General features: G+C 64.9%; 1 protein-coding gene. It reads right to left on the minus strand.

Annotation, left to right across the window (positions count from 1 at the left end; genetic code table 11):
- On the minus strand, positions 1-1,175 hold a 1,175-nt coding region (locus VSR34_RS37935; RefSeq protein ID WP_342965179.1), incomplete at both ends, for an NAD(P)/FAD-dependent oxidoreductase.

Genomic DNA, 1,175 nt, shown 5'->3' on the forward strand with positions numbered 1-1,175 from the left:
CTGGTGATGCAGCGTCCACGGCACGTTGCCGCCCAGCAGCTTCTGCTCGATGCCCACCATCAGCGTGCCCAGGTACAGGCCCTTGCTCATCCACTGCTTGAAGTTGCGCGCCTTGTACAGCTCCGTGGAGAGCCACGACTGCCTGAACGCTTCCGGGTACGCAGCGAGCTCGTCGCTCTGGCGGCCGGCCTGCACGGCTTCGAACGCCGCGTCCGCAGCCAGCATGCCGGTCTTGATTGCCGCGTGGCTGCCCTTGATGCGCGAGGCGTTCAGAAAGCCCGCATCGTCGCCCACGAGCGCGCCGCCCGGGAACACGAGCTTCGGCAGCGACATCAGGCCGCCCGCCGTGATCGCGCGCGCGCCGTACGACACGCGCTTGCCGCCTTCCAGATACTTGCGGATTTCCGGGTGCGTCTTGTAGCGCTGGAACTCCTCGAACGGCGAGAGATACGGGTTCTGGTACGCGAGACCGACGACAAAACCCACCATCACCTGGTTGTTGTCGGTGTGGTACAGGAACGAGCCGCCGTAGGTGTCGCTCTCGAGCGGCCAGCCGGCCGTGTGGATCACGAGGCCCGGCTGGTGCTTCGCGGGATCGATCTCCCACAGTTCCTTGATGCCGATGCCGTAGACCTGCGGGTCGGCGTCCTTGCCCAGCTTGAACTTCTCGTTGAGCTGGCGGCCCAGGTGGCCGCGGCAACCTTCACAAAACAGCGTGTACTTCGCGTGCAGCTCCATGCCGAGCTGGAAGTTCTCGGTGGGCTCCCCGTCCTTGCCCACGCCCATGTTGCCGGTGGCGACGCCCTTGACCGAGCCGTCGTCGTGGTAGAGCACTTCGGCGGCCGGAAAGCCCGGGAAGATTTCCACGCCCAGCGCCTCGGCCATTGTCCCAAGCCAGCGCGTGACGTTGGCGAGGCTGATGACGTAGTTGCCGTGGTTCTTGAAGTTGTCGGGCAGCGCCCAGTTCGGCACGGACTTCGCGCCCGATTCCGAGAGGAAGAGGAATTTATCCTCGGTCACGGGCACGTTCAGCGGTGCGCCTTGCTCTTTCCAGTCGGGAATCAGCTCATTGAGGGCGCGCGGATCCATGACCGCGCCCGAGAGGATATGCGCCCCGATCTCCGAGCCTTTCTCCAGCACGCAGACGCCAATTTCAGCGCCTTTTTCGGCGGCCA

This window comes from Paraburkholderia sp. JHI2823 (genome assembly GCF_038900695.1).
GTDB lineage: Bacteria > Pseudomonadota > Gammaproteobacteria > Burkholderiales > Burkholderiaceae > Paraburkholderia > Paraburkholderia mimosarum.